The sequence below is a fragment of the Algirhabdus cladophorae genome, from assembly GCF_044772865.1.
GTDB classification, from domain to species: domain Bacteria; phylum Pseudomonadota; class Alphaproteobacteria; order Rhodobacterales; family Rhodobacteraceae; genus Algirhabdus; species Algirhabdus cladophorae.
Genome location: NZ_CP173029.1, coordinates 3,751,709 through 3,776,085, shown reverse-complemented (window position 1 = coordinate 3,776,085; position 24,377 = coordinate 3,751,709). Strand labels below are relative to the sequence as shown.

24 protein-coding genes are annotated in these 24,377 nt (G+C 54.7%); 9 read left to right on the top strand and 15 right to left on the bottom strand.

Annotation, left to right across the window (positions count from 1 at the left end; genetic code table 11):
* Nucleotides 1-8 precede the first annotated feature (8 nt).
* Both ACIRQ6_RS18375 and ACIRQ6_RS18370 read right to left on the bottom strand, forming a co-directional pair.
* The gene (locus ACIRQ6_RS18375; protein WP_420862070.1) at nt 9-1,187 is read right to left on the bottom strand and encodes an aminotransferase class I/II-fold pyridoxal phosphate-dependent enzyme; all 1,179 of its coding nucleotides are present in this window, start codon (nt 1,185-1,187) and stop codon (nt 9-11) included.
* 104 nt (nt 1,188-1,291) lie between these two features.
* Nucleotides 1,292-2,602 (bottom strand): amidase, encoded by a 1,311-nt coding sequence (locus ACIRQ6_RS18370; RefSeq protein ID WP_420862069.1) that lies wholly within the window; start codon nt 2,600-2,602, stop codon nt 1,292-1,294.
* Between the two features lie 99 nt (nt 2,603-2,701).
* Here ACIRQ6_RS18370 and ACIRQ6_RS18365 point away from each other — a divergent pair, with 99 nt between their 5' ends.
* Nucleotides 2,702-3,922 (top strand): UbiH/UbiF/VisC/COQ6 family ubiquinone biosynthesis hydroxylase, encoded by a 1,221-nt coding sequence (locus tag ACIRQ6_RS18365; protein WP_420862068.1) that lies wholly within the window; start codon nt 2,702-2,704, stop codon nt 3,920-3,922.
* On the opposite strand, the gene ACIRQ6_RS18360 is transcribed toward ACIRQ6_RS18365, so the two are convergent.
* The 6 genes from ACIRQ6_RS18360 to ACIRQ6_RS18335 all read right to left on the bottom strand — a co-directional run bounded on the left by ACIRQ6_RS18360 (nt 3,919) and on the right by ACIRQ6_RS18335 (nt 8,518).
* A complete protein-coding gene (locus ACIRQ6_RS18360) occupies nt 3,919-4,104 on the bottom strand; it encodes a Trm112 family protein (RefSeq protein ID WP_420862067.1) in 186 nt (61 codons plus the stop codon). The genes ACIRQ6_RS18365 and ACIRQ6_RS18360 overlap by 4 nt on opposite strands.
* Complete coding sequence (locus tag ACIRQ6_RS18355) at nt 4,101-4,736, bottom strand: LON peptidase substrate-binding domain-containing protein (protein ID WP_420862066.1); 636 nt, start codon at nt 4,734-4,736, stop codon at nt 4,101-4,103. Before ACIRQ6_RS18355 ends, ACIRQ6_RS18360 begins: the two co-directional genes overlap by 4 nt.
* A gap of 26 nt (nt 4,737-4,762) precedes the next feature.
* Nucleotides 4,763-5,683, bottom strand: coding sequence for a tetratricopeptide repeat protein (locus ACIRQ6_RS18350; RefSeq protein WP_420862065.1), 921 nt, complete (start codon nt 5,681-5,683; stop codon nt 4,763-4,765).
* Nucleotides 5,684-5,727: 44 nt separating this feature from the next.
* Nucleotides 5,728-6,516, bottom strand: coding sequence for an exodeoxyribonuclease III (locus ACIRQ6_RS18345; RefSeq protein WP_420862064.1), 789 nt, complete (start codon nt 6,514-6,516; stop codon nt 5,728-5,730).
* A gap of 65 nt (nt 6,517-6,581) precedes the next feature.
* Nucleotides 6,582-7,682 (bottom strand): ribosome small subunit-dependent GTPase A, encoded by a 1,101-nt coding sequence (rsgA, locus tag ACIRQ6_RS18340; RefSeq protein ID WP_420862063.1) that lies wholly within the window; start codon nt 7,680-7,682, stop codon nt 6,582-6,584.
* A gap of 149 nt (nt 7,683-7,831) precedes the next feature.
* On the bottom strand, nt 7,832-8,518 hold the full coding sequence (locus tag ACIRQ6_RS18335; RefSeq protein ID WP_420862062.1) for a response regulator transcription factor: 687 nt from the start codon (nt 8,516-8,518) through the stop codon (nt 7,832-7,834).
* A 137-nt stretch (nt 8,519-8,655) separates the two neighbouring features.
* Between ACIRQ6_RS18335 and ribA the strand changes: the two genes are divergently transcribed.
* Nucleotides 8,656-9,744, top strand: a complete 1,089-nt coding sequence (gene ribA / locus ACIRQ6_RS18330) for a GTP cyclohydrolase II (RefSeq protein ID WP_420862061.1) — start codon at nt 8,656-8,658, stop codon at nt 9,742-9,744.
* Nucleotides 9,741-10,235 carry a L,D-transpeptidase family protein gene (locus tag ACIRQ6_RS18325; RefSeq protein WP_420862060.1) on the top strand — a complete coding sequence of 165 codons (495 nt, stop codon included), beginning with the start codon at nt 9,741-9,743 and terminating at the stop codon, nt 10,233-10,235. Before ribA ends, ACIRQ6_RS18325 begins: the two co-directional genes overlap by 4 nt.
* Here ACIRQ6_RS18325 and ACIRQ6_RS18320 read toward each other — a convergent pair.
* From ACIRQ6_RS18320 to ACIRQ6_RS18310, 3 genes are all read right to left on the bottom strand, one after another.
* Nucleotides 10,232-10,885, bottom strand: coding sequence for a YggS family pyridoxal phosphate-dependent enzyme (locus ACIRQ6_RS18320; protein WP_420862059.1), 654 nt, complete (start codon nt 10,883-10,885; stop codon nt 10,232-10,234). The two genes, ACIRQ6_RS18325 and ACIRQ6_RS18320, sit on opposite strands and share 4 nt — an antisense overlap.
* Nucleotides 10,886-10,888: 3 nt before the next feature.
* Nucleotides 10,889-12,595 (bottom strand): tetratricopeptide repeat-containing sulfotransferase family protein, encoded by a 1,707-nt coding sequence (locus ACIRQ6_RS18315; protein ID WP_420862058.1) that lies wholly within the window; start codon nt 12,593-12,595, stop codon nt 10,889-10,891.
* A gap of 101 nt (nt 12,596-12,696) precedes the next feature.
* Nucleotides 12,697-13,725: a porin gene (locus ACIRQ6_RS18310; RefSeq protein ID WP_420862057.1), complete on the bottom strand. Its 1,029-nt coding sequence runs from the start codon at nt 13,723-13,725 to the stop codon at nt 12,697-12,699.
* A 270-nt stretch (nt 13,726-13,995) separates the two neighbouring features.
* Between ACIRQ6_RS18310 and ACIRQ6_RS18305 the strand changes: the two genes are divergently transcribed.
* The 4 genes from ACIRQ6_RS18305 to holA all read left to right on the top strand — a co-directional run bounded on the left by ACIRQ6_RS18305 (nt 13,996) and on the right by holA (nt 18,606).
* Entirely contained in the window at nt 13,996-14,475 is a 480-nt protein-coding gene (locus ACIRQ6_RS18305; protein ID WP_420862056.1) for a DUF3576 domain-containing protein, read from the top strand.
* A gap of 72 nt (nt 14,476-14,547) precedes the next feature.
* A complete protein-coding gene (leuS, locus tag ACIRQ6_RS18300; RefSeq protein ID WP_420862055.1) occupies nt 14,548-17,124 on the top strand; it encodes a leucine--tRNA ligase in 2,577 nt (858 codons plus the stop codon).
* Nucleotides 17,111-17,587 (top strand): LPS assembly lipoprotein LptE, encoded by a 477-nt coding sequence (gene lptE, locus ACIRQ6_RS18295; protein ID WP_420862054.1) that lies wholly within the window; start codon nt 17,111-17,113, stop codon nt 17,585-17,587. Before leuS ends, lptE begins: the two co-directional genes overlap by 14 nt.
* On the top strand, nt 17,584-18,606 hold the full coding sequence (gene holA, locus ACIRQ6_RS18290; RefSeq protein ID WP_420862053.1) for a DNA polymerase III subunit delta: 1,023 nt from the start codon (nt 17,584-17,586) through the stop codon (nt 18,604-18,606). Before lptE ends, holA begins: the two co-directional genes overlap by 4 nt.
* Here the strand turns inward: holA and ACIRQ6_RS18285 are convergent.
* Both ACIRQ6_RS18285 and ACIRQ6_RS18280 read right to left on the bottom strand, forming a co-directional pair.
* Complete coding sequence (locus tag ACIRQ6_RS18285; protein ID WP_420862052.1) at nt 18,603-19,763, bottom strand: TIGR03862 family flavoprotein; 1,161 nt, start codon at nt 19,761-19,763, stop codon at nt 18,603-18,605. The two genes, holA and ACIRQ6_RS18285, sit on opposite strands and share 4 nt — an antisense overlap.
* Entirely contained in the window at nt 19,760-21,073 is a 1,314-nt protein-coding gene (locus ACIRQ6_RS18280; RefSeq protein ID WP_420863939.1) for a mechanosensitive ion channel family protein, read from the bottom strand. The genes ACIRQ6_RS18285 and ACIRQ6_RS18280 overlap by 4 nt, the downstream gene beginning before the upstream one ends.
* A 54-nt stretch (nt 21,074-21,127) precedes the next feature.
* Here ACIRQ6_RS18280 and ACIRQ6_RS18275 point away from each other — a divergent pair, with 54 nt between their 5' ends.
* Entirely contained in the window at nt 21,128-21,418 is a 291-nt protein-coding gene (locus ACIRQ6_RS18275; RefSeq protein ID WP_420862051.1) for an HNH endonuclease, read from the top strand.
* On the opposite strand, the gene ACIRQ6_RS18270 is transcribed toward ACIRQ6_RS18275, so the two are convergent.
* Nucleotides 21,415-22,032: an enoyl-CoA hydratase/isomerase family protein gene (locus tag ACIRQ6_RS18270; protein ID WP_420862050.1), complete on the bottom strand. Its 618-nt coding sequence runs from the start codon at nt 22,030-22,032 to the stop codon at nt 21,415-21,417. The genes ACIRQ6_RS18275 and ACIRQ6_RS18270 overlap by 4 nt on opposite strands.
* The gene (locus ACIRQ6_RS18265; protein ID WP_420863938.1) at nt 22,029-22,778 is read right to left on the bottom strand and encodes an SDR family oxidoreductase; all 750 of its coding nucleotides are present in this window, start codon (nt 22,776-22,778) and stop codon (nt 22,029-22,031) included. The genes ACIRQ6_RS18270 and ACIRQ6_RS18265 overlap by 4 nt, the downstream gene beginning before the upstream one ends.
* Nucleotides 22,779-22,864: 86 nt before the next feature.
* On the opposite strand from ACIRQ6_RS18265, the gene ACIRQ6_RS18260 reads away from it, so the two are divergent.
* Nucleotides 22,865-24,373, top strand: coding sequence for a DUF2125 domain-containing protein (locus tag ACIRQ6_RS18260; protein ID WP_420862049.1), 1,509 nt, complete (start codon nt 22,865-22,867; stop codon nt 24,371-24,373).
* The last annotated feature ends 4 nt before the right edge of the window (nt 24,374-24,377 follow it).

The following is a 24,377-nucleotide window of genomic DNA, read 5'->3' as shown; positions in this document are numbered from 1 at the left end:
TCGCCTGCTTATTTATAGATGCAATCGCGCAGCTGGATCAGCCCGCGTTGCATGTCTTGTTTTGGGGCAACCAAAGCCACCCGGATATAACCTTTGCCCGGATTTTCGCCATCCACATCCCGCGCCAAATAGGCGCCGGGCAGAACACGTACACCGGTTTGTTGCCACAGATGCAAAGACGCCGCTTCGCCGTCTTCGACCGGCAACCACAAGAAAAACCCAGCCTCGGGCGAGTTGTAGGCCTGCACATCGGCAAAAACCTCGTCGCAGATTGCGAACTTCTCATGATATTGCGCGCGGTTGTCTTGCACATGTGCTTCGTCCCGCCAAACTGCGGCAGCGACAGCCTGCAATGGTGCAGGCAAAGGCGCACCCGAATAATTGCGCAACTGTTTCAGCCGCGCAATCGATTGTGGCCCACCCGCCGCAAATCCTGACCGCAGACCCGGCAGGTTCGACCGTTTCGACAGAGAATGGAAAATCACAACCCGTTCCGGGTCCGCACCCATTTCTTGCGCCACTTGCAGCGCACCAACCGGTGCTATGTCGCGGAAGATCTCGGAATAGCATTCATCCGCAAAGATCTTGAAATCGTATTTTTCAGCCAGCGCAATCAGGTTTTCCCAATAAGCGCGGCTTGCCACGGCCCCTTGGGGGTTCGCCGGCGAACAAATGTAGCAGATTGCAGTTCTGTTTAGGACATCCTCAGGTAAGCTGGCGTAATCAGGCAAAAAGCCTGTGCTGGCTGTGGCAGGAACGTAAATCGGTTCGGCACCCACACTTAGGGCCGCAACTGCGTAGACTTGATAAAACGGATTGGGCGTCAGCACGACAGGTTTGCCGTTCTTGTGTTCCGGACACAGCGCCATACAAGCGTTGTAAAGCCCTTCACGCGTGCCGTTTAAGGCAAGGATCTGGCTATCTGCATCCACTTGGACGCTGTAACGCAGTGTCAGCCAATCCGAGATGGCCTGTAACAGGTCAGCAGAGCCGTCATTTACCGGGTATTTGTTAAAGCCAGACAGGTTTTGCGCCAGCACATCCCCAACAAAAGCTGGGAATTTGTGCTGTGGCTCGCCAATGGTCATGGCGATCGGATCACCGCCCGGTTCATGCACATCTAAAAGAGCGCGCAAACGCGGAAACGCATAGTCCGGAAGGGCTGAAAACCGCTCGGGAAAAACCATAAATGCCTCAATGTCGGGATCATGAACGCCCCGTTGAGGCAAAACTACCGAAAACAGATCAGTGCGTCCAACGAAAAGGCAGGGTTTAAGATGGTTTGTGGCATTTAGGCCAATGCTAGTTCTGCAGCCGCCCCGATCCGCAAAAGTCGTTCTTCTTGGAACGGGTCCGCCATCAGCATCACACCCGTGGATGGCACGCCTGTTGGCAAGGTCAGCGAACAAAGCCCCAACATATTGCCAATCCGTGTGTTGCGAAGGGCCAGAATATTGCGACTGACGTAGTAGTCGTCGTCGGTTCTTAAACGGTCTAGATTGGGCGGCATAATCGGGGAGGATGGCAAAATGACCGCGTCATAGCCTGCTGTCGCCTCAAGATATTCGGCGCGGTACTGATCCAGAGTCTGCCAATGGGCGACAAAATCACTGGCCAATACGTCCCGCCCACCCCGGAAGCGTTTGAGGATTTCAGCATACATCAACTCTGGGTTCGCTTCGATCACATGTTTCCATGTGCCATAAGCTTCGCCCGTGAACAGTGGGCCCGCCAATCCTAAAGCTGCTGTAATCTGCGGAAATTCTATGCTCTCAACATTAGCACCCGCCGCCTGAAATCGCTGAACTGCACTGTGAAACGCAGATCGTGGTGCGCCTTCGATATCATCAAAGGCGAGAGTTTTCAGAATAGCGAACCGCATACCGGACAGATCTGCCCCCGCCAGATCAGGCGCGTCACCCCCTTCTAATGCAGCCAGAACATGGGCCGTGTCCTGAACAGAACGGCACAGCGGTCCCACCGTATCAAACCGCGCGCACAGCGGCACTACACCCTTTAGGGACACGCGCCCTGACGTCGTCTTTAATCCCACCAGATCATTCCACGCCGCTGGAATACGTACCGACCCGCCGGTGTCCGAGCCAATGGCCGCGGCAGCCAAACCGTAAGCAACGGACGCCGCAGCCCCCGAAGATGACCCACCTGAAATTGCGTCTTCATCATTAACACAGGGCGAGGAGGCAGTGATTGGATTATACCCCAGACCCGAAAACGCCAATTCCGACATATGGGTTTTACCAAGGCACACCAAACCCAAACGCGTGGCTGTTTGCAAAACCTCAGCATCCTGATCCGGGATCCGGTCCTTTAACAGGGCAGAGCCCGCTTCGGTTGCGGTACCAGCAGTATCGAACAAATCTTTCCAAGAGATCGGCACCCCATCCAGAGGACTGAGGCGAAACCCTGATTTGGCCCGCTCAGCCGCAGCCTTTGCCTCGGCCAACGCACGCGCATGGGTGACGCGCGCATAGATGCGCGGCGTCATGGGATGTGCATCGATGGCGTCCAAATAGGTCTGGGTCAGAGCAAGCGGATCGATATCGCCCGCACCAATCCCCTGCCCCAAATCTGTAGCGCTCATGCGTAGCCAGTTTTCCATATCGAGATCCTTTTGAATTTCTGCCACGCTAGCGTCAGCCTGCCCCATGGACAATCCCGCCAAGACACTCATATCTGACACATGGACACTGATTTGATCATCGTTGGGGGCGGCTTGAACGGCCCTGCCCTCGCGCTTGCCGCCGCAACTGCCGGGATCCGGTCCGTTGTGATCGACGCCTTGGATTTGCCTACGCGGGTAAATCCGAATTTTGACGGGCGCAGCTATGCTTTGGCCCATGCGTCCTCGAAATTGATGCAAGGCCTTGGCCTTTGGGACACACTTGCGCCAAATGCCCAGCCCATGCTGGAGATCAAAGTCACCGACGGCAAAGCAGGCCAAGGTCCCTCGCCCTTTTGGATGCACTTTGATCACGCCGAAATCGAAGAAGGTCCCATGGGCTATATGGTCGAAGATCGGTTTTTACGCCCCTGCCTTTTGGACGCAATGACGGCCTCGCCCAACGTCACGGCCCTTGCTGGCAAACGCGTGGTGGATCAAGACGTCACTCAAAACGGCGCGACTGTGACTTTGGACGATGACACAACTATTGCTGGCGCTTTGATCGTCGGGGCAGATGGCAGGCGCAGTGGCACGGCCAGCCGCGCTGGGATTACGCGTACCAAATGGGAGTATGATCAAACCGCCTTGGTCTGCGCTGTAGCTCATGAAAAGCCTCATAACGGCATCGCGCACCAGTTTTTTATGCCCTCAGGGCCTTTGGCAATCCTGCCCCTCACTGGAAATCGATCCTCAATTGTGTGGAGCGAAACCACCAAAAATGCCGCGCACATCCAAGATATGTCTGACGCTGACTATTTGATGGCGTTGCGTCCTGCCTTTGGCAGTTTCTTGGGCGAATTGTCCCTTGTGGGTGACCGGTTTACCTATCCCTTGGGTCTGACACTGGCCAATGCGATGGTTGCACCACGTCTGGCCTTGATCGGCGATGCAGCCCACGGGGTGCATCCGATCGCAGGCCAAGGGCTGAACGCGGGTCTACGGGATGTCGCCGCCTTAGCCGAAGTACTGAGTACAGCAAAACGTCGTGGCCTAGACATCGGATCTCCGATCACGCTGCAGGACTATCAACAATGGCGGCGCTTTGACACCACGACACTGGCCTTAGCGACCGACAGTTTTAACCGTCTGTTCTCGAACGACAACACGCTGGTGCGCACAGTGCGCAACCTTGGCATGGGTGTGGTGAATGCCGTGCCAAGCTTGCGCCGTGGCTTTATTCGCGAGGCTGCTGGTTTAACGGGGGATGTCCCGCGTTTGATGCAGGGCAAACCGCTCTAGTCTTGGTCTAGCTCGCGGGCTTCATCAACCAACATGACTGGAATGCCATCGCGCACCGGAAACGCCAGCTTTGCATTGGGCGAGACCAATTCAGAAGCCTTTGCATCATATTCCAACGTGCCGTGGCTTACTGGGCAGACAAGCGCCTCCAGCATTTTGGGATCAAAATCGGTCTGGTTCATTGCAATAAATCCTCGTCCATACCACCGCGTAACGCAAATTCAATAAGCGTGACAAGGGTTTCGCGTCGGGTGTCCAGCGAAGGCGCTTCGAGCAGGGCTTGTTTGTCCTCGGTCGAAAACGGGCAGAGCATAGACAGCGAATTGATGAGCAACTCGTCATCAGCTTCTTGCAAGCTTTCCCAATCCGTTTGCAGATCTTGATCCTCAAAGAACCGTTTGAGCATACCAAGGAACGCAGGACGATCCATGCCTTTGTCTGTCTCGACCTCTCCCAAATCCCGCTCGAACCCTTTCCAACTGACAGAACAGCGACGATAGGGGGCAAATCCGCCCTCGTCTTCGGATTGGATACGGAACCGAGAAATACCCGAAAGAGTAATCATATAGCGGCCGTCCTCAGTCTCGGAAAATGCCGTGATACGCCCTGCACAGCCGATGCCATGCAAACGATTGCCACTTTCAAACGGTTGGATCATGCCCACCAAACGGTCCTGAGTTTTCAGGCAATCGTCCATCATCGCAAGGTAGCGAGGCTCGAACAAATGCAAGGGCAATCGTGCACGCGGCAACAGCAATGCGCCCGGCAAGGGGAACACAGGGATCGTCTCGGGAAGGTCAAATTTCAAAGCCATGGTAGGCAGGTAGCCCGTCGAGACGTCTAAGCAAATATCATTGACGACAATTTGCGGCGGCCATTCAAAGCAATCGGATCTTGCGGGGTTAAAGCATCGAAAATTGTGAACAACTGTGCCTTGGCAGCCCCATCGTTCCATTCACGGTCCTTGCGGAAAATCTCTAGCAATTGGGACACCGCTTCCTCTGTTTGGCCTGACCCATGTAGCGCTGTGGCAAGATCAAAGCGAACCTGCAGATCATCTGGATTGGCCTCGAGGGCAGCTTTCAATTCGGCAACCGGCCCTGCGTCGGCGGCTTGCTTGGCCAATTCAATTTGCGCATGGGCGGCTTCCAACTCGGGTGTGCTAGCAATCTCGGCTGGTGCACCGTTCAAAACCGCCTCGGCCTGATCAACATCATCCATCGCCAAATGCGCTGCAACAAGGCCTGCATAGGCAACCACGTTCACGGGATCCTCGCCAAGAATCGCAGCAAAGGTCTGTGCCGCATCTTCTGCGTCGCCATCATCCAACATCGCTTGGGCGGCTTCCAAAGCCTCGGTCAGATCACCATCGTCTTGCACCGCGCCGTTGCCCATGGCAGCCACGCGGGTCACAAAGGCGTCAATCTCGGATCCCGGCAGCGCGCCTTGAAAACCATCGACAGGTTGGCCTTGCCAAAATGCATAAACCGTCGGGATCGACTGAATTTGCAACTGCCCGGCGATGCCCTGGTTCTGATCCACATCCATTTTGACCATTTTGACCGCACCACCCGCAGCCGTCACAGACGCCTCCAAAGCAGGGCCCAAGGTTTTGCACGGACCGCACCATGGTGCCCAGAAATCTACGATCACTGGAACGGTTTGAGACTGCTCGATCACGTCCGCCATAAAAGTGGCTTCTGTGGCGTCTTTGATCAGATCATCGTTCGAGGCGGCGGGGGCTTGGCCAAGTTCAATCATGCTACACCTTTTGATTGTTCACCGCTGATATGTGGTTTGTTGGGTCAGATGTCAAAGGTTGCGAACACAGGCGCATGATCGCTGGGTTTTTCCCAACCCCGTGCAGGGCGCAAAACCCGCGACCCATGCGCCGAGGCCGCGATATCAGATGTAGCCCAAATATGATCCAACCGTCGGCCTTTATCGGCCGTATCCCAGTCTTTGGCCCGATAGGACCACCAGCTATACAGCAGCCCTTCAGGGATATCCGCACGGGTTACATCCAACCAGTCACCAGCCGTCATAACATCGTACAAGGCTTCGATCTCGATCGGAGTGTGACTGACGATTTTTGTCATTTTCTTGTGGTCCCAAACATCATCCTCGCGCGGGGCGATATTCAGATCCCCTACAAGAATAGCCCGCTTTGGGGCGGCATTGCGAAAATCACGCGCCATGTCCGACAGGTAATCCAGCTTCTGGCCAAACTTTTCGTTTACTTCACGGTCGGGGACATCCCCGCCTGCAGGCACATAGTGGTTGTGGATGATCACACCGTTGGGCAATTTCGCCGCCACGTGGCGCGCATGGCCCAGACCGGCAAAATCCTCGCGGCCCATATCCTCAAGCGGCATTTTGGACAGGATCGCCACACCGTTGTAGCCTTTTTGACCATTCGCCACCATGTGCTCGTAGCCCAGTGCGGCAAAACCTTCTGTCGGGATTTTGTCCACGGGCGATTTGCATTCTTGCAAACACAGAACATCGGGGGCTTCTTCGCGCAGCAGCTTCAGGACCAATTCCTCACGCAAGCGGACCGAATTTATGTTCCAAGTGGCGAGGGTAAAGGACATGTGGGGCGCTCCTGAAATTGGGTTTCGGGCACAGTAAGGTGCGGTTTTCCCAAAGGCCAGAGCGACTATTTACGGTTATGTTTTTGGATCTCTTTGATCGCTTTATGAAACGCGCGATCGTTCTGACGGCGGTCCGACAAAGAGGCTGTGTTGAAGCGTTCCTCAGCTTCCAGTTTTTGCCAACGCTTAAAGCGGTCGTGGTCCAAATCGCCGTTTTCCAACGCAGCTCGAACAGCACAGCCCGGCTCACTTTGATGGGCGCAATCGTTGAATTTGCACTGTGTCGACAGTTCAAAAAGATCTGCAAAAACTTCTGCCACGCCACCGGCAGCATCGGTCAATTGCAACTCGCGCATGCCTGGTGTGTCCATGACCACGCTGCCGTTGGGCATCATATGCAAATGCCTATGGGTCGTCGTATGACGGCCCTTACTGCCGCCAGCCCGCACGTCTTGGGTTTCGGCCTTTTCGCGCCCGGCCAATGTGTTCACTAAGGTCGATTTGCCAACCCCGGATGAGCCAAGGAATGCAACGGTTTGCCCCTGCTTACACCATGGTGCCAGTGCCTCGAGCGGCTCATCAGATTTTGCATTCAGTGCGACAACAGGCACAGTCTCTGAAATACTTTGGGCCTGCGCGATATAATCTGTCAGGTCATCTGTCAGATCTTTTTTGGTCAGGACAATCACCGGGGCAACATCCGCCTCAAACGCCAGCGCAATATAGCGTTCCAAACGCGCCACTTTGAAATCCGCGTTACATGAGGTGACAAGGAAAGCTGTATCAATATTTGCTGCGATGTATTGGACCGCGCGATCATGGCCCGGTGCGCGTCGTTTGATCAGACTGCTGCGATGCAAAACCCGGGAAATGCTGGTCTGATCTAGTAAAACCCAATCCCCAATCGTCACATCGGGGACAATCGGGACTTTCATATCCACCGTCTCGCCAATGACATGAACCGAATTACGGTGCACCTGTGTGACCCGCGCAGGCGGCGTGGCTGCCAATTCATCCACATCCGTTTGCTGCGAAAAAAACGTCTGCCACCCAAGTTTCGTCAAAAACGGCACGTCCTGCCGGATCTTGTCAACAGGTGGCAAAAACGCGGAATAGTTGCGGGTCATAAGCGGGGTGTTTTCGACGCGGTCACAAGTAGGCTCCATTGGGTTTTGCGATAGTCTAGCCTATGCGACACACAAAAAAAAGCCGGGCACGAGGCCCGGCAAAGTCCAACAGGGAGGTGGTGTCGCGCCCCGGACACCGACGGGATCTTCAATTTGATATTGGCTATTTAAGCACCTTTGCAGCCAATTCAAGCGACCAAACGGTAGCCACCACTTTCTGTGACCAAAAGACGCGCATTGCTGGGATCAGGCTCGATCTTTTGGCGCAAGCGGTAGATATGCGTCTCGAGGGTATGAGTGGTGACGCCCGCATTATACCCCCAGACTTCATGCAGCAAAATATCACGCGCAACCACGCCTTCGGTCGCTCGGTAGAGAAACTTGAGAATGTTGGTTTCTTTTTCCGTTAGACGGATTTTGCGCTCGTCTTCGGTCACCAACATCTTTTGCGCGGGTTTGAACGTATATGGCCCCAACTGGAACACGGCATCTTCGGATTGCTCATGCTGTCGCAACTGGGCACGAATGCGGGCCAACAACACAGGGAATTTGAACGGCTTGGTGATGTAATCGTTCGCGCCGGCATCAAGGCCCAAAATCGTATCAGAATCAGTATCATGGCCTGTCAGCATCACAATCGGGCATTTAACGCCCTGCTTGCGCATCAAGCGACACAGTTCGCGACCATCCGTATCCGGCAAGCCGACATCGAGGATCACAAGATCGTAAAGAGCCTCCTTGGATTTTTCCATGGCCTCTGCGCCATTTCCGGCTTCAAAGACATCAAAATCCTCAGTCATAATCAACTGCTCGGACAGCGCTTCGCGCAGGTCTTCGTCATCGTCGACAAGTAGTATTTTCTTGAGTTGTCCCATCGGGCCCTCCTGAATTCTTGATACTAGAGATGCGGCTGAAACCGCATTTGGGCAAGCCTTCAACGAAAATCTCACGCGTCTGTGTGGTCAGGCGGGGTTTTGTTTCACATTTTGTCAAAACCAGCTACATCTCGGCTATGAGTTTTGCACCAGATGTTACAGAACGACTCGCCCGAATGCGGGCGGACTTGCGTATGGGCGTGCCAATTGTTCTGTCTGGCAGCGCGCCGGTGGTCATTTTCGCAGCCGAAACACTGGATGCGGCGCGGCTGGCCTTGATCCACGCCTCAGGCACGCAGTCGGTTTTGGCAATCACCGACTGGCGCGCCAAAACATTGAAAGTGGCTGCCTACGACGGGGATCTTGCGCGCGTAAGCCTGCCCGCCGATGCCAATTTAGGTTGGGTTTTGGGTGTGGCTGACCCTGCCGATGATCTCAAAACACCGATGAAAGGCCCACTGAACAGTCAACGCGAGGGCCCTTCAGACACCCACCGTGCAGCGATTAAACTGGCAAAATCTGCACGGCTGTTGCCCGCAGCCATTGTTATGCCGATCCAAGACGGCGCAGGCTTTGCAGCACAAAACAACCTTACGACCCTAGATACAGACGCAGCATTGGCCGCCCTGGAGGATCAACATTTCTTGAACCCCGTGGTGGCTGCACGCCTGCCTCTAGAGGTTTCAGAGGCAGGGCGTTTGCATATTTTCCGACCCGATGACGGCGGCGAAGAACATTATGCCATTGAAATCGGCAAGCCAGATCGGACGAAACCCGTCCTCGCACGGCTGCATTCCGCCTGCTTTACCGGGGATCTGTTGGGATCTTTGAAATGCGATTGTGGGCCGCAACTGCGTGGCGCACTGGCCCAGATGGGATCCGAAGGCAATGGCGTGCTGCTGTACCTCAACCAAGAGGGTCGAGGTATCGGGTTGGCCAATAAAATGCGCGCCTACTCACTGCAGGATCAAGGCTTTGACACTGTAGAGGCCAATCACCGCTTGGGATTTGAAGACGACGAGCGTGATTTTAGGCTGGGCGCGGACATCCTCAAAAAGATGGGCTTTAGCGCGGTCAGGTTGCTGACCAACAACCCTAACAAAGTGGCACGGATGCAGGAAAATGGCATCGAAGTAGCCGAGCGTGTGCCGCTGATCGTTGGTGAAAACCGGCACAACCATAACTATCTGCGCACCAAAGCCAAAAAATCAGGGCATTATCTGTGACACCGCAGGATTTGGTCCTCACGCCGCGCGGTGTGCGTTTTCAGAACACCTACTTTCCCTGCAGCATCGGCAAAGGTGGATTGACCAGCACCAAACGCGAGGGCGACGGGGCCACACCACGGGGTATTCATAGGATCGTGGCGACCCTTTATCGACCTGACCGTCTGCTGGCGCCCAACCCTTGGGCTGTGCCAATTAATCCCGGGGATCTATGGTCCGACGACAGCCTGCAACCGGATTACAACAGCCTTGTGCGCAATCCCTATGCCGCCTCTCACGAACAACTGCGCCGGGCAGATCCACTGTATGATATTGTGTTGATCACCGATTGGAACTGGCCAGATGCAACGCCCTATGCCGGGTCAGCCATCTTTTTGCATCAATGGCGCAGGGCCGGATATGGCACCGAAGGCTGCGTGGCGTTCCGGCGTGATCACCTGCGCTGGATTACCAGCCAAATCACACCAGAAACACGCCTGATCGTACCCTAGCCGTAATCACGCGCCCCAAAAATAGCCGAACCTACGCGGATATGAGTAGCCCCCTGCGCAATAGCGCTAGCGAAATCGCTGCTCATCCCCATAGATAATCCCGTCAGATCATTGCGTTTGGCTATTTTAGCCAGCAATGCGAAATGGAGACTGGGTTCCTCATTCACTGGGGGAATGCACATCAGGCCTTTAACAGGTAAATCCAGCGCACGGCATTCAGCGACAAAGACATCCGCCTCCTCTGGCAAGACGCCTGCTTTTTGCGGCTCTTCCCCGGTGTTGATCTGTAAAAACACGTCCGGGCAGCTGCCAGTTTCCTGCGCCAAACGGGCCAAGGTTTTGGCAAGTTTAGGACGGTCAACGGAATGGATCGCAGCAAAAAGCCCCATCGCTTGCCGGGCCTTGTTCGTTTGTAAGGGGCCGATCAAATGCACCTGCGCCTCGGGAAATTCCTGTTGAAACTCTGGCCATTTGCCATCCGCTTCCTGCACTTTGTTTTCCCCAAACAGCCGATGACCTTCGTCCAAAACGGCTTTGACCCGTTCGTTTGGCTGGACCTTGGATACGGCCAAAAGATGGACATCCGTAACCGCACGCCCTGCGTCCAAGCAGGCTTGTGCCACTTGTGACTGTATATCTGCCAAACCCATGATCTATTCCTCTAACACATTGATAAATGACGATAAGTCGCTTTCATACGCCCGCCAAGCCTGCGCCGAGCGCTGATGTATTGGCTGGCGTACTTGCGCAACCGACAACGTGCTGACCGCGCCGCTGTTGTGATGGAAGTTGAGGCAATTATCATCCCAGTCAAGGCCACACGCTGCAATCAATGAACGCGATTGCGCCTCTTGGTCCGCAACCAGTGCCTCGTACGAAATCTCATGAAATGCGCCGTCAGGTAGGGATTCGCGCCAAAAGCCAACGATGTCTTGGAAGCTTTGAAAGTAACGCGCCAAATCTTCTAGGGCGTTAGAATAGCGATGCGTCCCAGCGGTAAAGAAATTCTTGTAACATGAAAGGGCGATATCCCGGGGATCGCGGTGGACGACCACTACTTTGGCATTAGGAATGGTTTCCAACAACGGACCAATCACCAGATGGGATTGGATTGATTTGTCGGTGACAAAGCGATCAAAATCATGGGCGCCGCGAAGTTTGCTTTCGTAATTGTCCGCAATCGCAGCACGGTCAGCACCGTCCAGATCCCCCCAATTCAAAAATGTAGATCCATTCCACAGCGATCCGTACACCGCCTCGAGGGGGAACCCGGTTTCGCCTGCGGATTGCACCAAAGGGTGTGCTGCAAGGATCTGTTCAACCAACGTGGTGCCGGACCTTGGAAGCCCGGTGATGAAGACAGGAACGGTCTTTGCTCTGGCCTGAGGTGCGGTCTTAAATCGTTGACCCGCAAAGCTGGATTTAAGGGCCGATACCTCCTCAAGACGCAGGCGCACATCATAAGGGTGCAGCTTGCGACCGATTTCATTGGCGACATTCAGATATCCAAAAACACGATCCTTTTGCTGGGTATCCTGCATGGCTTTGCCCAAGGCATAGCCCAAAAACATCTTCGACGGCAGGTCTTTAACAGACTGAAATTGCAGATCCATTTGGGCAATCAACGGATCATCTTTCGTAAATTTGTGCCCCACAGCGATCAGCCAATAGGTCTCGCCCCAAGCGGGATTAATCTTCAAGATCTGGCGAAACTTGCGGTCAGCCGCCTCCATATCACCCAGTCTTTGCAACATGATACCGTGTTGCAGACGGGGGAATATCGCCTTGGGTGACAGTGCACTGGCCTTTTGAAAGCTTTGTGCGGCGGCTTTGAACGCGTTCGTAGAAGACTGTAAAATTGCCAGTTCAAGGACTAAATCATAGTCCTTTGGATGCACTTTGATCAACTTTTGACCTTCAGCCAACGCAACAGATCTTTCGCCCTTCAAACGCAAGGCAATCAGCTTAGCCGCAGGTTTCGACGTGGCCTTGGCCCGATCCAATGCAGCCCTTGCGGCTGTCGAGATAGAAGAAGGCAACGCTGCTTGCGCCAGAATTGGCCTTAGGGAGCGCGCCAAAGCTGGGTCTCGCATCTGGGTCAGATGCCGCGTGATTGCCTGCCAAATCGCGGGCTCATTCGGACGCAGGGCAACAGCCTTGGTAAAATGCTGGGATGCTGCCACCAGATCAAACTGTGCAGCATGAATTTGCGCTATTTGAAAATGAACTTCGGGAATGTCGGGATTGACCGCCAGAATATCAGTGTACAGCGCTAACGCGGGCGCAACATCGCCCTTGGCCTGAAATGCCTGCGCTTGCTTGAAAACAGCAGGGATCTGAGGGGGCGTAAGAGGTGGCATTGGCTGTCAGACCTTTTTGAGCTGCGCTACCATAGGCACTACCCAAAAGGAAAGGGCAGACAAAACTGCCTGCCCTTCCCAAGTACTAAACAAACTTCAGATTAGAAGGACAGAGCCAGACCCAAAGAGAAGTTGCTTGATGTGTCGTCGTCTGTGCCGTTGTCAACGTCGCTTGTACCGTTGTCAACGTCGCTTGTACCGTAGCCAGCGTGCAAGGAAGCACCGCCACCGAGGTCATAGGAAGCGGCAAGGCCGAAACCAGAAGCGGAAGCACCGTCAACGATTTCGTCGTAGTCCCACATGCCGTAGTTGGCGTGTACTGCGAAGTCACCGGAAGAGTAACCAACGCCAACACCGATGTGCGATACGCTGTCGTCTTCGCCGTCGAAGTTAGTGTAAACGATACCAGCTGTCAGACCGGAAGTGAATGTAGCTACAGCGGATACACCCAATGCAGTTACGTCTTCACCAAGTGGGATGACTGTGTCAACGTCGTTAACTGTAACAGTACGCGAAGCGTTTGCAGCGGACTGGTAACCCAGGCCCAAAGCGATGTCAGCAGCGCCAGCGGCGATGTTGTATTTCAGACCCAGAGCGTAGCCCATGTCTTCTACGTCACCGGCTGCGTCTTCTGTGTCGTCAGCTTCAACCGAGATCGCTACAGCGAAATCGCCGAATGTGTTGTCATAACGAACGATTTGGCCGTCATAAGAACCGTCGAGGTACGAACCGTTGTAACCAGCGTGGCCAGTTTCGTTGTCGCCCAAGGAACCAGCGTTTGCCATGTTACCAGCTTCTGTCAAAGCCCAGTCCATCGCGCCGTCTGTGTCACCCAATGTCAGTGTGCCGAAGCCACCGGAGATGTTTACAGCATAGCCTTGGTCGTCTGTTGTGACTGTACCAGCACCTGTTGTGCCGCCTTCGTCCAACTGAACGGATGCGCCAAAGGAAAGGCCGCCATCTGTTTCACCGGACATGTTGAATGTTACTTCGATGTCCTGGTGGAATTGTGTTTCGATACCGTCACCACCGATGATGCCCATTTCGGCATAACCAGCGACGCTTACGTCAGCAGCAGCTGCGCCGGCGAAGCCGACCAGAGCTGTTGTAGTCAGGAGAATCTTTTTCATGATTTCTTTCCCTCGTTAGATTTAAAAGGTGCACACCCAATCCCCGAGGAATTGAGAATGATGGTGTTTTGTGCTGGTCAGCCTCTGTTTGCAAGCATCCCAGAACCCAGCCTCACAAGTTCCACATTATTGGTGCATCTTTGCCACAACCATTTCCGGGGGCGTTGGGGTCAGGCGATTGCGGATAAATGGAGGCCGCACTCCGCTCTTGTCCGCCTTCAAAGGCTTGTTTACTAAGGGACGTAATAAATAGGGTGAGGACGGTCGTTAATGACACTACAGGCACTAAAGCATCTTGGGCTGGCTTTGGCAGCCGGACTCGTTTTGTCAGGATGTGGCGCAATTCGCAGCATCACAGAACCGACTGAGAATGCAGTTGAAATCAATCCTCGCGAGCGGGTTCAGGGATCGACCCTTTGGGATCTTTTCGGCAATCGTGATGATCCAAATGTATCCGTTCAGGTAAACAAATACCTTTGGAACGCCTCGCTTGATGTGTTGAACTTCATGCCGGTTCAGTCCGCCGATCCTTTCTCGGGGGTGTTGGTCATGGGCTTTGGCACCCCGCCCGGCGGTAGCCGCGCCTACCGCGCTACCGTTTTGGTGCGTGATCCCGCCCTTGATGCGCGGTCTTTGTCGCTGTCACTCCAAAGCCGTTCTGGGCCTGCCTCGGTGGACACTGTGCGCGCCATAGAAGACGCGATTATGACTCGCGCCCGGCAACTACGGATCGCAGACAGTAAACTCTAGCGCCCGCAGCCCCAATTGAATACACATAGCGCCGGGTCCAAAGCCCGGCGTTTTTCTTAAGGAACATCCAATATGTCGACTTATTCCGCTTCAGATATCGAAGCCAAATGGCAAAGTGCCTGGTCTGATGCAGAAACCTTCGTCGCAGCCCGCAGCGACGACAAACCCAAATATTATGTCCTCGAGATGTTCCCATACCCTTCAGGGCGCATCCATATGGGCCATGTGCGCAACTACACGATGGGCGACGTGATTGCGCGTTATAAGATTAGCACGGGGCATAATGTGCTCCACCCTATGGGCTGGGACGCGTTTGGGATGCCTGCTGAAAACGCCGCCATGGCCATCGGTGGCCACCCCAAGGATTGGACGTACAACAATATCGCCGACATGCGCGAACAGATGAAGCCATTGGGCCTGTCCATTGATTGGTCCCGTGAATTTGCCACCTGTGACCCCGAATATTACGGCCAACAGCAGGCGATGTTCATTGATTTCATGGACAAGGGTCTGGTCTACCGCAAAAATGCTGTGGTCAATTGGGATCCTGTGGACATGACCGTTTTGGCCAACGAACAGGTCGAGGACGGCAAAGGCTGGCGATCCGGCGCCGAGGTTGAGCGCCGCGAACTGACCCAATGGTTTTTTAAGATCAGCGATTATTCCGAGGAATTGCTGTCGGCCCTAGACACGTTGGACAATTGGCCTTCCAAAGTCAAAACCATGCAAGCCAACTGGATTGGCAAATCCCGTGGCCTGCAATTTGCTTTTTCAACAATCGACGCCCCCGCAGGATTTGACCGAATCGAGGTTTACACCACCCGCCCGGACACATTGTTGGGTGCGTCCTTTGTTGGGATCTCACCTGACCATCCATTGGCCAAGGAACTGGAAAAAGACAACGCCGATCTGGCCGCATTCTGTGTGGACTGCCGCAAAGGTGGCACCACGGAAGAGGCCATTGAAAAGGCCGAAAAGCGCGGCTTTGATACAGGTCTTAAGGTGCGCCACCCGTTCGACACCGCATGGGAATTGCCCATCTATATCGCGAACTTCATCCTTATGGATTACGGCACCGGTGCTATTTTTGGCTGTCCAGCCCACGATCCGCGCGATCTGGAATTTGCCCGCAAATACGACTTGCCCGTAGTCAGCACCTACGCCCCTGCCAAGGACGAAGGCATCGATATGCCCGAAGATGGTGGCGAGGCCTATGTGCCCCCAAAGACCGAAAAAGTGATCTATGTGCGCGGCTTTGCAGGTGAGACAGAGCAAACTGGCCTAGATGGCATCGACACAGCAATTGCGTTTTGCGAGGACAATGGCGTTGGCCAAGGCGTAACCAAATTCCGCCTGCGCGATTGGGGTCTTAGCCGACAGCGTTATTGGGGCTGTCCGATCCCTGTCGTCCATTGCGACGACTGCGGTGTGGTTCCCGAGAAAAAGGAAAACCTGCCTGTTGAACTGCCCTACGATGTAGATTTCGACACGCCGGGCAATCCGTTGGACCGTCATCCCACATGGCGCAATTGTGCCTGCCCCGTGTGCGGCAAGCAAGCCCAGCGCGAAACCGATACGATGGACACATTCGTCGACAGTTCATGGTATTTTGCCCGTTTCACTGCCCCGCGCGCCAACACGCCCACCAATCTGCCGGACGCGGATTATTGGATGAACGTCGACCAATACATTGGCGGGGTTGAGCATGCGATTTTGCACCTGCTTTATTCGCGCTTTTTTGCCCGTGCGATGCAAATGACCGATCATTTGCCAGCCAAAGCCAGCGAACCGTTTGATGCGCTGTTCACCCAAGGCATGGTGACCCACGCGATCTACCAAACAAGACGCAGCCAAGACGGACGGCCCGTCTATTACTATCCCGAAGAGATTGAACTGCGTGACGGCGGGGCCTTTCTCAAGGAGGACGGGCGCGAAGTCGAAGTGATTCCTTCAGCCAAAATGTCGAAATCCAAAAACAACGTGGTGGACCCGCTCAATATCATTTCAGCTTTCGGTGCGGATACCGCGCGCTGGTTTGTCCTCAGCGATTCGCCTCCCGAACGGGATGTGGAATGGACCGCCAGTGGCGCCGAGGCCTCATTCCGGCACTTGGGGCGGGTTTGGGCCTTGTCAGATAAGATCGCCAATATGGACCCAAGCGATGCAGGTACCGATGATGAGGGTCTGCTGCGCGAAATGCACAAAGCCATCAATGCCATCACATTGGCAATCGAAAGCTTTGGCTTTAACGCCGCAATCGCCAAGCTCTATGCCTTTACCGCCGTTTTGCAAAAATCTAAGGCAGGGCACGCCGCCAAGCGTGAAGCGGTTATGACCTTGGCCCAACTGATGGCCCCCATGACGCCCCACCTCGCAGAAGAGATTTGGGCACAACAAAACGGCGATGGTTTGATCACCAATGCCCCTTGGCCGGTGGCCGATGAAGCCATGATGGTCGAAGACAGCGTAACTTTGCCCATTCAAATCAACGGCAAGCGCCGCTCGGAGATCACTGTTCCAGCCGATATGCCAAAGGACGAAGTTGAAAAGCTGGCTCTGGCCGATGCGGCTATCGTGCGCGCATTAGAAGGGGCCACACCTAAGAAAATCATCGTGGTGCCGGGACGGATCGTCAATGTCGTTGCTTAATCGGCGCCTTATTCTTCTTGGGGGATTGGCCACGGCCGGATGCCAGTTTGCACCGGTTTATTCCGATCGAAACGATCTTTGGGGGGCGTTTGCCTTTACCGCGCCCAAGAACCGGCTGGGTTTTGTCCTCAAGCAGCGGCTAGAGGATCGCATGGGTCAACCGCAGTCGCCGCGCTATGACGTGGCTTTGTCCCTGTCCAATAGCCTACAACGCAATGCGATTACGGCTGACGGCACAACAACACGTTTTAAGGTCTTTGGGACGGTGAGCTACACGCTGAAGCCATTCCAAACCAAAACTGTTTTGCATAACGGTACGGTCAACAGTTTTACCAGCTATTCAAACACAGGCACCACTGTAGCCAACACCACTGCACGTCAAGATGCCAGTGACCGGTTGATGAGTCTTCTGGCAGATCAATTGGTGGCCCGCCTTTATGCGTTGGGACCCAGCCTAACATGAAGATGAACGCCCGCGACGCCACGGGCTATTTTAAACGCCCCGACCCCGCAAAAACTGGCGTGCTGATTTATGGTGCCGACGCCATGCGCGTGGCGATCAAACGCCAAGACCTCATCGCCGCCCTCATTGGCCCCCAAGGCCCAGAAGAGATGCGCCTGACCCGTATCGCTGGCAGTGATCTGCGCAAAGATCCCGCAGCCTTGATTGATGCGATCAAAGCTGTTGGGTTTTTCCCCGGCCCGCGCGTGGCATTTGTAGATCAAGCCAATGATCAAGCGGCCCCTGCAATCCTCGCCGCACTCGAAGATTGGCAGGACGGCGATGCACAGATTGTTGTGACCGCTGGACAATTGCGCGCCACATCAAAAATTCGCAAAGCGTTCGAGGCCCATTCAAACACCTACGCCGTCGGCATTTATGACGAACCCATGGGCCGCGCCGAAATTGAAGATGCCCTCAAAAACGCAGGTCTTCAGTCGATCGACCGCGATGCCAATGCAGCCCTTGATGCCTTGTCTCGCGCTTTGGATCCCGGGGATTTCCGGCAGGTCATCGAAAAACTTGGTCTCTATTGTTACGGCAGCACCGCCCCGGTCACAGTGGCCGATGTCGAAGCCGTAGCCCCTGTTTCCACCGAGGCGGCTTTGGACGATATCCTGAACATCGTCGCAGAAGCCCGCACGTCTGAGATTGGCCCGATCCTGCGTCGCTTGCAGGCTCAAGGGGTTTTGCCCGTAGGATTATGCATCGGTGCAATGCGGCATTTCAGAACGCTTCATGCCGTGTGCAGTGATCCCGGCGGTCCTGGCCAAGGTATTGGCAAGCTACGTCCACCGGTTTTTGGACCACGACGCGACCGCGTCCTGCGGCAGGCCCAGACCTGGGGCTTGATGCGGTTGGAACAGGCCATCACCGTTCTGACAGATACGGACCTGCAACTGCGTTCCGCCGCCAAGGCCCCACAAATGGCGGTTATGGAACGCGCTTTGATACGTTTGTCGATGTTGGCACGGCGTTAGGTGGCCAGCAATCGCGCAGCCGCCAGCCCTGCCCAACGCCCCGTCGCCAGACAACCTGTGATCAAATAACCGCCCGTAGGCGCGTCCCAATCCAACATCTCGCCTGCGCAAAACGTGGGATGTGGCGTTGCTTTCAGTCGCAAATCGCTGTCCAAACTGTCCCACGCAAGGCCACCTGCTGTGGATATCGCCTCATCCAAAGGGCGTGGACCCAAAATGGGCATCTGCAAGGATTTGATCGGTAATTGTGTCAGATCCGCCGGAAAAGGCCGCGCAAACTCGTTCAACAGGGCAATTTTGACCGCAGACAGGCCAAGAGTTTTGCGCAAGTAGTTACTCAGGCTGGTTTTGCCCTTGGGACGCTGCAACTTTTTCACCACAGCTGCTTGCGACAGATCCGGCATTAAATCCAAAATCAGCGGCCCGCCACGTGCAAGGGCTGCGGACACCGCGTAAACACCGCTGCCTTCGACACCGGTGCGGGACACGACAAATTCACCCTTTAGCGTCTTTCCGGCGACGGTCAGCCCAACGGGTTTAACGGGCTTACCAAAATGGGGTGCCATGTGATCGGACCACGCCACATCAAATCCCATGTTAGAAGGCCGAAATGGCATGGTTTCAGCCCCCATCGCATCCAAGGTAGCAGTCCATTGTCCATTGGCCCCCAGCCGCTGCCAACTTGCACCCCCCAAAGCCAGAACAGTGCATTTTGCATCAACCGATTGCAGGCCTTGGGCTGTGTCAAACGCAATCCCACCTGTCCAGCGCCACTTGGTTCGAAACGTCACACCATTAGATTGCAACCGCAACAACCACGCCCGCAACAGCGGCGAGGCCTTCATCGCCTTGGGAAAAACCCGCCCAGAGCTACCCGTAAAGACATCCTGCCCCAACGACCGCGCCCATGCAGTGACCGCTGCAGGGCCAAAGGCATCTATCGCTGGCCGTATCGGATCACTGGGATCAAACGCCTCTTGGAACGCTTCACTTGGTTGGTCCTTGGTCAGGTTCAATCCCGATTTCCCGGCCATCAGAAATTTGCGTCCCACCGACGGCATCGCATCTGCGACCAGCACCGAGTGACCCAGCTCTGAAAGGACATCAGCCGCCATCAAACCCGCGGGGCCTGCCCCCACGACAAGGACGTCCGTCATTTCGGGAAGTCGCCTTTAAATTCCACAACGCGGTGCGGATAAGGGATCTCGATGTTGTTCTCTTTGAGGGTATTCCAAATGATAAACAGCACCTGCGAGGTGTATTTATTCTTGCCGTCGTCGATCCCATTGACCCAAAATTCGAGGCAGAAATCGATGCCGCTGTCGCCAAACCCCCGTAATTCGCAATCCGGGCCTTCCGGGGCGTCCAACACATCGGGGTGCTTAGACACAGCCGCCTGCACCAACGCAGGCACTTTGTTGATATCGGTATCGTAACTGACGCTAAAATTCGCCTCATAGCGGTTGGAACTGCCCTGATCCGAATAATTCACCACTCGCGTCGTGATGAAATCCTCGTTCGGCACCACAATCCAGCGGCCATCAAATGTCTCAAGGAACGTCGCACGGGCGGTCATTTTGACAATCGTCCCCGCCTCGCCCCCGTCCAGTTCCACATAATCACCAACCGTTGCTTGGCCTTCCAGCAGCAAAATCACGCCAGAAATAAAGTTCGAAGCAATCTTTTGCAGCCCAAAGCCAAGGCCCACACCAATCGCACCCCCCAGAACCGCAAGAGCGCTCAGGTTGATGCCCATGATGTTCATCAACAACAGGAAACAGAGGCCAAAAATACTAAACTCGACCGCTTTACTGGCCAATTGCCGGATTGACGGGCGCAGTTCCTCTTGCTTGCCAATGTAATTGGAAGAATGGCCATTGGACCATTGGCCTAACCAAAACAGGATGCTTCCCGCGATCAAGCCACGCACAATGGCCATCACACTAAACGAGATATTCCCAAGGCTTACAGTCATCGCTGTCAGCTGTGCCTGGACCGTATCCAACAACCCAAACGCATAGAGCGCCATAACCGGCAGTAAGATGTACTTTCCAAGCAGCTTGAGGAAGCCATCAGTGATGATCTGTTGCACCAGAATTCGCGCAGCCAAGAACAGAAACACCCGCTTGCCAAAGGCAATCACTGCACCCGAGCCAAACAATGCCCGCGTGACCTGTTCACCAATGCCCGTGAACCCATAGGCCAGTAACGGCAGCAATAAGGGCAAGAACATCAAAACAAACCGCCGCGCCTGCGCAAAAACCGACGCATTGCTGTCATCCGGTGTCAGAACCTTTCTGAGGCGCGGGGCAATGGCGCGGTACGCCAAAACAGCCAGAATGTAAGCCGCAATCAGCAGGCCAAATTGCGACCACGCCGCAGGGCTCAGCAACCATTCTTTTGCGATATCCCAAGCCTGTTGGACATAACCCAATGCGGTCAAGACAATCGGCGGCAGTTGGTCCATTTCCATGACGGATCCTTTGGTGATTTTCTAAGGCGGCGCTCTATAGTTCTTCCTATGGAACCTATGCCCCTCTGTCCACTTTGCTTGCGCCCAATACCGCCAAACGTACCGCAAAGTCAGCATCATCTGATCCCCAAACTTAAGGGCGGCAAACACGGACCGACAGTTTTGATGCATCACATCTGCCACAAGGAAGTGCATTCGACCCTGTCGGAGGCTGAACTGGCACGCGAGTTCAATACCCCCGAGGCTCTGCGCGGGCATCCTCGATTGGCAAAATTCGCCAAATGGGTGGCCAAGCGCCCGCCGGAATTTTTGTCTAAGGTGCCAGGCAAGCGGCGTTAGTTCGGCTTAGGGATCATCGCTTTGATTGCGGCAATATGGGGCCGCTTGGCGGCCTGAACATCGACACACAGATCGACCGCTGCTTGCATCAGCGCCTCTGGCGCCACGATCCTGTCAATCAGCCCAAAATTCTGTGCCTCGTCCGCAGAAATCTTTTGACCCGCCATAAACACCAACTTGGTCCGCGCAGGCCCGATCAAAGCCGCCATGCGTTTCGGATCTGACGGTTGCGGCAGGAACCCTAATTTCATCACAGGATAAAAGAATTTGGCCGTTGGCACGGACAACCGGATGTCACAGGCCAAAACCATCCCAAAAGCGCCCCCTGCAAGTGTGCCATTCAGGGCGGCAATCGTCAGGCATGGCAATCCTGCCAACGCACCCGACAATGCCTCCCAAATGTCATCCGTTGCCAGACCCGCGCGGGCCTCTTCCAAATCTGCACCAGCGCTAAATACCTTGCCTTGGCCCGTTAGGATCAACGCCTTGGCCTCATGCGCGTTTTGGACAACTTCCAAGAGGTCGGTCAGCATCTGTTTGGTCAATGAATTCGCTTTGTCCGGCCGATCCAATGTGACCCGCCATATGCCTTCGGCTTTGGAGACAGAAATCATATCAGGCCCACGGATCTGCGAATATCTTCGTCACGCAGGGAAATCTCTTGGCCCAAAAACGCATCTGCAGCAGGTGTGCACATCCACGCCAAAGCGCGCGCGGGCCATTCAGCAGGAATATGCACGTCCCAATCCAATTGACTGACCGGGTTGATCCCGCTTGCCTTGATCTCGCGCTGCATCTGAGTGGCCACAGTTCCAGGCGACAAACCAATTGCGCGAATACCATCGGCCGCGTTTTCCTTGTCTAAACAGCGGGTCATCATGTTTACTGCGGCTTTAGAAGTACAATAATGGCTCCAGCCTTCCACAGGACCGTGTGCTGCCCCGGAACTGATGGTCAAAACCGATCCCGCACCCGCCGCCTTCATAATTGGCAACACGGCATGCATCCCGTTGAAAACACCCTTGAGGTTGATATCGATCGCTTGGCCCCAGCCTTGGGGATCAGCTGATTCAAGTCGCGAAATTGGTTCCACCACACCTGCGTTGTTGATCAAAACATCAACCCCACCAAAGCGGGCAACGGTTTGGGCCACGGCATCCTTTACCGCCGCGTAATCGGCCACATCAACGGCAATAGCCAACGCATTTGCCCCGACATCAGCAGCCACTTGTTCTATTGCGGCTTTGCTACGCGCCAGCAAGACAACATTTGCGCCAAGACTCGCGAAATGATGGGCCGATGCTGCGCCAATCCCACGACTGGCCCCTGTAATCACTACCGTTTTGCCATTCATACGGATCAATCCTTTTGATATTTTCCTTGAACCCCTCGGGGCCAGACCACAAGTTAGGGTCTACGCCCCCTCTTTGGCAAAGGATAGATTTCATGCGCCCGCAAAACATTTTTCTAACTGGTTTCACCTGTCTCGCAATTACCGCGACCCCCGTTATGGCCGATGTCACTGGCCGCATGGTTTGGGACGATTGGAAAAATATACTGGAACGCTATTACGCTGATATCGACTATGGGCAGGAGGTTTTTTCTTCTGCTGGTGTCACGATCAGTGGTGCGAAACTGCGGGCCGCTGTTGAAGACGGGGTTGTCTCTATCGCCTTACCGGACCTTGCGTTTCTCAATCAATCCGATGGCACGGTCAAAGTCACAATGGGCCAAACGGCTTCTGGCGCAGTGACCCAGATTGAGCCTGCCACCTCGATGAACATTCTGTTTAGCGCCGACATCCAAGGGTTTGAAGGCATTGTCAGCGGCACCCCTGCACAAATGACCACTGACTACAGCTGGGATAGCGCGATTTTGAATGTCGATGAGCTTGGGGATGGCGAAATCACCTACAATCCAAAGGTCGAGATGGCCCTAGAGGGTGTCACAGGCCAGACAACAGCCACGACATCTGCGATCCGCGATATTGTCCAACGGTTTACGATTGCCAAGGTCGGTTTGACAATGGATGTGGATGATCCAAAATCGGACGATACCTATAAATTTGATGCATCCATCACCGACCTTACCGGATCGAATGAGGCAACCCTGCCCAAAGGTGTTTCCCTGACCGACAGCGTTGCTTTGATTAAGTCCGGTTTCGCCTCGCGCAACGCCTTGAGCTATGGGCCTGTGCGCTTTGATATAGATGTCGTCAACCAAGGTCAGGGCTTTGTCGCAGATGGTGGATATGCAAGCGGCTCTTATTCAGGTGCCTTCGCCTACGACACTGTGACCATGGAAAGCGAAAGCAAAGGCTTGACCATAAATGCTAGGGCCGCAGCATTGCCGATCCCTATTTCGCTGAGCATGGACAGCAGCAACACTGCCCTGACGATGCCTATCGCCCCCACAGATGATCCCAAGGACTTTGCCCTCGATCTGGGTCTGAACGGTTTTGCCGTGAGCGAGGTGGTATGGGCCATGTTCGATCCAGCCGGTCAATTGCCCCGCGACCCCGCAAATATCGAAATCTCGTTGGACGGCACAGCGAATTGGCTGACTGACCTTTTTGACGAAGAGGCTATAGCCGACACGATCCTTTCGGACCAATCCGTTGGTGAAATCCACAGTTTGACCCTCAAGTCCCTATTGATCGACATGGTCGGGGCCAAACTTATGGGCGAAGGCGCATTTACTTTTGACAATGACGACTTGGTCACATTTGACGGGATGCCCAAGCCAACAGGTGTACTCAATTTCCACATGACGGGCGCGAACACCTTGCTTGATACGCTGTCCAACATGGGCTTGCTGCCTGCTGAACAGGCTATGGGTGTGCGGATGATGATGGGTCTGTTCACCCGTCCCGGCGATGCGCCCGGAAGTCTGACCAGCACGATCGAGGTCACCTCCGAAGGCCAAATTCTGGCTAATGGTCAACGTATCCGCTAAGCCT

Bases quoted from the DNA above. Each gene is read 5' to 3' on its own strand.
- ACIRQ6_RS18335 (WP_420862062.1), bottom strand. From the start codon at position 8,518: ATGGGACAACTCAAGAAAATACTACTTGTCGACGATGACGAAGACCTG.
- ACIRQ6_RS18370 (WP_420862069.1), bottom strand. From the start codon at position 2,602: ATGAGCGCTACAGATTTGGGGCAGGGGATTGGTGCGGGCGATATCGAT.
- ACIRQ6_RS18305 (WP_420862056.1), top strand. From the start codon at position 13,996: ATGACACTACAGGCACTAAAGCATCTTGGGCTGGCTTTGGCAGCCGGA.
- ACIRQ6_RS18320 (WP_420862059.1), bottom strand. From the start codon at position 10,885: ATGGGTTTGGCAGATATACAGTCACAAGTGGCACAAGCCTGCTTGGAC.
- ACIRQ6_RS18270 (WP_420862050.1), bottom strand. From the start codon at position 22,032: ATGATTTCTGTCTCCAAAGCCGAAGGCATATGGCGGGTCACATTGGAT.
- rsgA (WP_420862063.1), bottom strand. From the start codon at position 7,682: ATGGAGCCTACTTGTGACCGCGTCGAAAACACCCCGCTTATGACCCGC.
- leuS (WP_420862055.1), top strand. From the start codon at position 14,548: ATGTCGACTTATTCCGCTTCAGATATCGAAGCCAAATGGCAAAGTGCC.
- ACIRQ6_RS18310 (WP_420862057.1), bottom strand. From the start codon at position 13,725: ATGAAAAAGATTCTCCTGACTACAACAGCTCTGGTCGGCTTCGCCGGC.
- ACIRQ6_RS18315 (WP_420862058.1), bottom strand. From the start codon at position 12,595: ATGCCACCTCTTACGCCCCCTCAGATCCCTGCTGTTTTCAAGCAAGCG.
- ACIRQ6_RS18355 (WP_420862066.1), bottom strand. From the start codon at position 4,736: ATGGCTTTGAAATTTGACCTTCCCGAGACGATCCCTGTGTTCCCCTTG.
- ACIRQ6_RS18285 (WP_420862052.1), bottom strand. From the start codon at position 19,763: ATGACGGACGTCCTTGTCGTGGGGGCAGGCCCCGCGGGTTTGATGGCG.
- lptE (WP_420862054.1), top strand. From the start codon at position 17,111: ATGTCGTTGCTTAATCGGCGCCTTATTCTTCTTGGGGGATTGGCCACG.
- ACIRQ6_RS18345 (WP_420862064.1), bottom strand. From the start codon at position 6,516: ATGTCCTTTACCCTCGCCACTTGGAACATAAATTCGGTCCGCTTGCGT.
- ACIRQ6_RS18280 (WP_420863939.1), bottom strand. From the start codon at position 21,073: ATGGACCAACTGCCGCCGATTGTCTTGACCGCATTGGGTTATGTCCAA.
- ACIRQ6_RS18260 (WP_420862049.1), top strand. From the start codon at position 22,865: ATGCGCCCGCAAAACATTTTTCTAACTGGTTTCACCTGTCTCGCAATT.
- ACIRQ6_RS18275 (WP_420862051.1), top strand. From the start codon at position 21,128: ATGGAACCTATGCCCCTCTGTCCACTTTGCTTGCGCCCAATACCGCCA.
- ribA (WP_420862061.1), top strand. From the start codon at position 8,656: ATGAGTTTTGCACCAGATGTTACAGAACGACTCGCCCGAATGCGGGCG.
- ACIRQ6_RS18365 (WP_420862068.1), top strand. From the start codon at position 2,702: ATGGACACTGATTTGATCATCGTTGGGGGCGGCTTGAACGGCCCTGCC.
- ACIRQ6_RS18360 (WP_420862067.1), bottom strand. From the start codon at position 4,104: ATGAACCAGACCGATTTTGATCCCAAAATGCTGGAGGCGCTTGTCTGC.
- ACIRQ6_RS18350 (WP_420862065.1), bottom strand. From the start codon at position 5,683: ATGATTGAACTTGGCCAAGCCCCCGCCGCCTCGAACGATGATCTGATC.
- ACIRQ6_RS18375 (WP_420862070.1), bottom strand. From the start codon at position 1,187: ATGGTTTTTCCCGAGCGGTTTTCAGCCCTTCCGGACTATGCGTTTCCG.
- holA (WP_420862053.1), top strand. From the start codon at position 17,584: ATGAAGATGAACGCCCGCGACGCCACGGGCTATTTTAAACGCCCCGAC.